Origin of the sequence: Chryseobacterium sp., from assembly GCF_045629545.1 — a bacterium.
Taxonomy (GTDB): Bacteria; Bacteroidota; Bacteroidia; order Flavobacteriales; family Weeksellaceae; genus Chryseobacterium.
Window position 1 is genome coordinate 1 of the sequence record NZ_JAZQRK010000043.1, and the last position, 5189, is coordinate 5189.

Annotated in this window: 7 protein-coding genes; all 7 read right to left on the reverse strand. The window is 31.6% G+C overall.

The features are described 5' to 3' along the window. On the reverse strand, positions 1-523 hold a 523-nt coding region (locus ACKI42_RS10420; RefSeq protein ID WP_407405145.1), incomplete at its 3' end, for an NAD-dependent epimerase/dehydratase family protein. Next, positions 520-942, reverse strand: coding sequence for a sugar epimerase (locus tag ACKI42_RS10425; RefSeq protein WP_407405147.1), 423 nt, complete (start codon positions 940-942; stop codon positions 520-522). The genes ACKI42_RS10425 and ACKI42_RS10420, both read right to left, overlap by 4 nt. 12 nt (positions 943-954) lie before the next feature. Next, a complete protein-coding gene (locus tag ACKI42_RS10430; RefSeq protein ID WP_407405149.1) occupies positions 955-1989 on the reverse strand; it encodes a polysaccharide biosynthesis protein in 1035 nt (344 codons plus the stop codon). A 13-nt stretch (positions 1990-2002) separates the two neighbouring features. Continuing rightward, positions 2003-2761 carry an AglZ/HisF2 family acetamidino modification protein gene (locus tag ACKI42_RS10435; protein WP_407405151.1) on the reverse strand — a complete coding sequence of 253 codons (759 nt, stop codon included), beginning with the start codon at positions 2759-2761 and terminating at the stop codon, positions 2003-2005. Continuing rightward, complete coding sequence (gene hisH / locus ACKI42_RS10440) at positions 2728-3372, reverse strand: imidazole glycerol phosphate synthase subunit HisH (protein WP_407405153.1); 645 nt, start codon at positions 3370-3372, stop codon at positions 2728-2730. The genes ACKI42_RS10435 and hisH overlap by 34 nt, the downstream gene beginning before the upstream one ends. Beyond that, entirely contained in the window at positions 3369-4505 is a 1137-nt protein-coding gene (locus ACKI42_RS10445) for an N-acetyl sugar amidotransferase (protein ID WP_407405155.1), read from the reverse strand. Before ACKI42_RS10445 ends, hisH begins: the two co-directional genes overlap by 4 nt. 23 nt (positions 4506-4528) lie before the next feature. Next, positions 4529-5189: glycosyltransferase (locus ACKI42_RS10450; protein ID WP_407405157.1), on the reverse strand; the 661-nt coding region annotated here is incomplete at its 5' end.

The window sequence follows — 5189 nt, forward strand, 5'->3', positions numbered from 1 at the left end:
AAATCAACTTTACTTCTCCATCATTTGCAATTGTTGGCGTTTCGCCATGCGTTAATTGATGACAAAAGGTAGCAATAAAAGAATTATAGAAAGGTTTTCCGAAAGCTCCAAAAACATTTGGGATAATCAATCCTGAAACTTTTCCACCGTTTTCATTTGCCCAATTTACAATCGCTTCACGGCCTTCACGTTTTGATTTTCCGTATAAATTATCTCTTTCTTCTTGTGTTGAAGACGAAATCAAAACGTGAGCTTTAGAATTGGTTCTTTTTAAAGATTCGACCAAATTTTTGGCTAAAGCAACATTGGTTTCATAAATAAATTGTTCAGATTCATGACGGTTCATCGCAGCTAAATGCACAATGACATCACATTTTGAAACAAATTCATCCAATTGAGTTTCATTTTCAAAAAACTCTTTCTGGAAATCTATTCTTTCAAATTCTTCAGGAAATAATCCTAAAGTGTTATATAAATGTTTACCTACAAAGCCATTTTGACCCGTAATTCCTATTTTTTTCATTTCCTATTTATAAAATAATCCAATGGATACGTATAATCATCAAGTGGCGCATTATCAATACCGAAATCAACAAAAACTAACAATTCAGAATTTTCTTCTAAAGCTTGAAAGGCTGTGCCATAACCTTTTGAAAAATGAATAACTTGGCTTTCATCAGCTTTCAAAATTCTTTTTTCAACTAGTAATTCCTGTGATGGTTTATCCCAATTATCAATTTCAACAATATCAACTGCAAAAGATCCAGATAATACATAAAACCATCTTTGTTCAATCCGATGTGCTCTCCACCCTCTTATCAACTCAATGTCTGCATTTTTAATGATATAGAATCGTTTTACTAAAGACATGTCGAAATCATTGACAAAACGAATTTGTCCTCGTTGATCTTTTGCTATTCCTCCTTGAATGGTATCAATCATATTTCAAAAATATTAATATGGATACTGCATCACATCTTCACCAAAAACTTCTTTGCGAATTAATGGTAAAGTTGAAATCAGCTTTTTCAAACCTTCAACACCTTGCTGTTCTGTATTGTGAGAATGGTAATCTTCGATTACTGTAACTTCTTCTTCTCCCTCAGAAAAATATTTCGCATAATTAAGATCACGGTTATCTGCTGGAACGCGATAAAAATCGCCCATATCCTCTGCTTTTGACATCTCTTCTCGAGTGCATAAAGTTTCATACAATTTTTCACCATGACGTGTGCCGATTACTTTCACCGGAACTTCTTTACCAGTTAGTTCAATCAAAGCCTTTGCCAAATCTCCAATTGTACCAGCCGGCGCCTTATTGACAAATAAATCTCCAGGATTTGCATGTTCGAAAGCGAATAAAACCAAATCTACGGCATCTTCCAAAGACATGAAGAAACGAGACATATTGGGATCAGTAATTGTAATAGGTTCTCCTTTCTGAATTTGATTCAAAAATAACGGAATAACTGAACCACGAGAAGCCATCACGTTTCCGTAACGAGTTAAACAAACTACAGTATCTGTTAGATTACGAGCTTCTGCAACCGCAACTTTTTCCATCATCGCTTTAGAAATTCCCATTGCGTTAATTGGATAAGCCGCTTTATCGGTTGAAAGACAAATGACTTTTTTAACTCCACTAGAAGCTGCTGCACGAATGACGTTCTGCGTACCTTCTACATTGGTTTTTACTGCTTGCATTGGAAAAAACTCGCAAGAAGGCACTTGCTTCAATGCTGCTGCATGAAAAATATAATCTACACCACGGGTTGCAGGTTCAACAGAAGTATAATCTCGAACATCACCTATATAATATTTAATTTTATTATCCTTATATAGATTTCGCATATCATCTTGCTTCTTTTCATCACGAGAAAATATACGTATTTCTTTAAAATGATCTGTCTTTAAAAACCGGTTTAACACAGCTGTACCGAAAGAACCTGTTCCGCCTGTGATTAATAAAACTTTATCTTTAATTTGCATACTTTTTACTTATTTAATATAATTCTAGCTTTTTAAACTTATCTGGATAATTGATTAGAACCGCTTTATATTTACCTCTAAAGATAAATAAACTTCCGGCAGCTGCACCAATAATTTTAAATTCTTTGAAAACAGATTTAACATGCTCCAATGTGCCCGCACCACCAAGAATTGTGATGGGTTTGGTTACTAAATCGAACACTTTTCGTAATAAATAGAGATCATATCCTTTTTCTGTCCCATCCAAATCAATTGAATTAAGAATTAACTCGCCGTAATCCATATTTTTTATGGTTTCCAAAAAATCAAATAAATTAATTTTGGTATTTTCAGTTCCATTATTAATATAAATTTCGTAAGATCCGTTAAAAGACTTTTTCACATCCAATACTAAAACAACACTTTGATTACCCACTTGATTGGACAATCTATTAATAATATCTAAATCTGAGAATAAAATACTACTCAAGGCAATTTTTTCAACACCTAAGTTAAAAATTTTTTGAGCTTGTTCTATTGTTTTTATTCCACCTCCATAACAAATTGGCATTCTGGTTTGTGAAGCTAGGATTTCAATTAATCTATAATCGGGTTCTTTATTCTTTCTGCTTACATCAATATCAAATATGCAAATTTCATCCACCAATTTTTCATTGAAGATGCGTACAATATTAATTGGATCACCAATATATTTTTCATTCATAAACTGCGTTGTTTTCACAACTAGTCCACCAGAAATTAACAAACTTGGAATAAGACGAGGTTTAAGCATAATTTTGCGAAATTTATCAAAATTTTACTACCAATCAAATGGCTTTTTTCAGGATGACATTGAATACCATAAATATTATCCTTTTGTATTGCTGAAGTTACTTTATGTCCATACTCACAATAAGCAATTTCATTTGTTTTATCAAGGCACTGAAAATAATAAGAATGCAAAAAATAGAGCGACTCACAATTCGAAAGACCTTCGAATAATTTACTACTTTTAGAGAAATGAACATCATTCCAACCCATATGAGGCAATTTTGTTTGATGATCTATATTATTCGTTTCAATTCTTTTTACTTTTCCTTCAACCCAACCTAGACCTTTTGAATTTCCTTCTTCGCTACAGGTTCCCATTATTTGCATTCCTACGCAAACACCAAGTATTGGGAATTTCTGATGAAGAACTAAATGTTCAACAGCTGGCACTAAGCCCGATTTCTTAAATTTACCCAACGCATAATCAAAATTTCCAACACCTGGTAATATCAATTTTGTAGCATTATTTAGGTCTTTATCATTTTTGGCAATAGTACAAGGAATTCCAAATTCATTATAAATATTGACAAATGCTTTTATATTACCAACGCCGTAATCTATGATTGTGATCATCTAAATAATCTTTTTTCTAAGCCTAAATATCGCATAACAATAATTCCTAAACCTATAAGCTTTCTTTTAGATCTATAATCTTTATACGTTTTATTCTCTGATTTAAAAATAGTTTCAAACTCATCTTCTGAAAATCCCAACTTGTCTGAAATGTACTTTTTTTCATTCATCAAGGTTTGTTCGTCTAATTCTGGCTTTGAAATTCTTTCTAAAGCTTCTCCTCTGGTAATTTGACCTGTTAGAATTAAACTTGATAGATGAGCCCTCCGTTTGTCAAATCCAAATTTCCTCGGAAGCCAATAATCTTCAATAAATCTTGTAAACCGAGATTCATGATGCTTGTGCTTAAAGGGTTGCCAACCAAATTTTTCACTTAATAAATCTTCTACATCTTTTTTATCAAATGGAACATAATTAAGTGGATGAAAAACTTTCATTCCTAAAACTTTCTGATAATATATTTTATATTTAAATATATCAACAATAGGAAAAGAGCTTAGTTTTATAGTGCCGTATTTATTTTGAATATCATTTATTAAAACATTATCAATACCTGGATAAGCACCCCATTCATCAGGCTCCCTACAACATTCTGTACTATAATTCCCACCAGTAAAAACATATTTTATCCCATTCTTTCTTGCAAATTTGTATAAACTTGAAAAGAATGCAATATCTTGAGGACCGTCCTGTTCAGCAATTTGTGCTTTAAAAAAAGATCGTTGAAAATCTTTCATCTCCTTCCAATTAATCACATCAGTTACCAAATCCAACTGTAAGCCATCTACTATCTTTTCAATATTACTAACCGCCTGTTCAGTATTCCAACCCGCATCTACATGGTAAATTAATGGTCTTAATCCCATTATCTTAGTCGTCACATAAGCACAAAAAGAACTATCTAATCCCCCGCTAAGACCTATAATACAATCAAAATCTTTTCCTTCTCCATCTCTCTTTACAACATGAGCATAATTCATTAATTCATCCAATTTATCTTTCCCAAAATTCCATTGTGGTAAGATATTTTTATGAAAATTGACATAATAATCACTTTCTCCAAATTCATTAAAAATGATGTTTGGGTCGGATGTATCCATTATTGTTTTAGAACAGATTTGATAGTTATTCATATTCTAGTAATCAATTATATCTCTTATAATATAGCTCTTTTATATAAGTCTATATATTTTTTAAATTGTTTTTCTTTGTCGAAGTAAAACTCTGCTTTTTCTCTGGTCTCTTTTATATAATATTCTTTAGATTTTTTTGTTAGTACTTCTATTTTTTCCTTTAATGAATTGATATTATTTTTTTCTATAATGAAACCAATATTTTCAAAAATGCTTTCTACTGCCCCGCCTGAATTGTATGTAACCACTGGCGTACCACAAGCCAAAGCTTCGATATTAGTTAAGCCAAGTGCTTCATCTTTCGTTGGATTTACAAAAACATCAGCCATTGAATAGTATTCTGCTAATAATTCTTGGTCTTTTACTTTGTGCAGACCAATGATATTTTCTGGCAAATGTTTAATTTGTTGATCAGTCAATCCTATTAAAAGTATCTTATAATTCCTATCAATAATTTTAGATAAATTTATAAAATCCTGTAAGCCTTTTCTTTCGTCCCATATATATGCAACTCCGAGAATAATTTTAATTCCTACCAAATTCAAATTCTCTCTTAACAGACTCTTTCTATATTTAAATAGAGTAATATCTATTCCATTTCTAATTACATTAACATTTATATTGCTCAAGAAAGATTGTTTAACTTGGCTACTAATCCAATTTGATACAGGTAAGTCGGTCGTA

Bases quoted from the DNA above. Each gene is read 5' to 3' on its own strand.
- ACKI42_RS10425 (WP_407405147.1), bottom strand. From the start codon at position 942: ATGATTGATACCATTCAAGGAGGAATAGCAAAAGATCAACGAGGACAA.
- ACKI42_RS10430 (WP_407405149.1), bottom strand. From the start codon at position 1,989: ATGCAAATTAAAGATAAAGTTTTATTAATCACAGGCGGAACAGGTTCT.
- ACKI42_RS10435 (WP_407405151.1), bottom strand. From the start codon at position 2,761: ATGCTTAAACCTCGTCTTATTCCAAGTTTGTTAATTTCTGGTGGACTA.
- hisH (WP_407405153.1), bottom strand. From the start codon at position 3,372: ATGATCACAATCATAGATTACGGCGTTGGTAATATAAAAGCATTTGTC.
- ACKI42_RS10445 (WP_407405155.1), bottom strand. From the start codon at position 4,505: ATGAATAACTATCAAATCTGTTCTAAAACAATAATGGATACATCCGAC.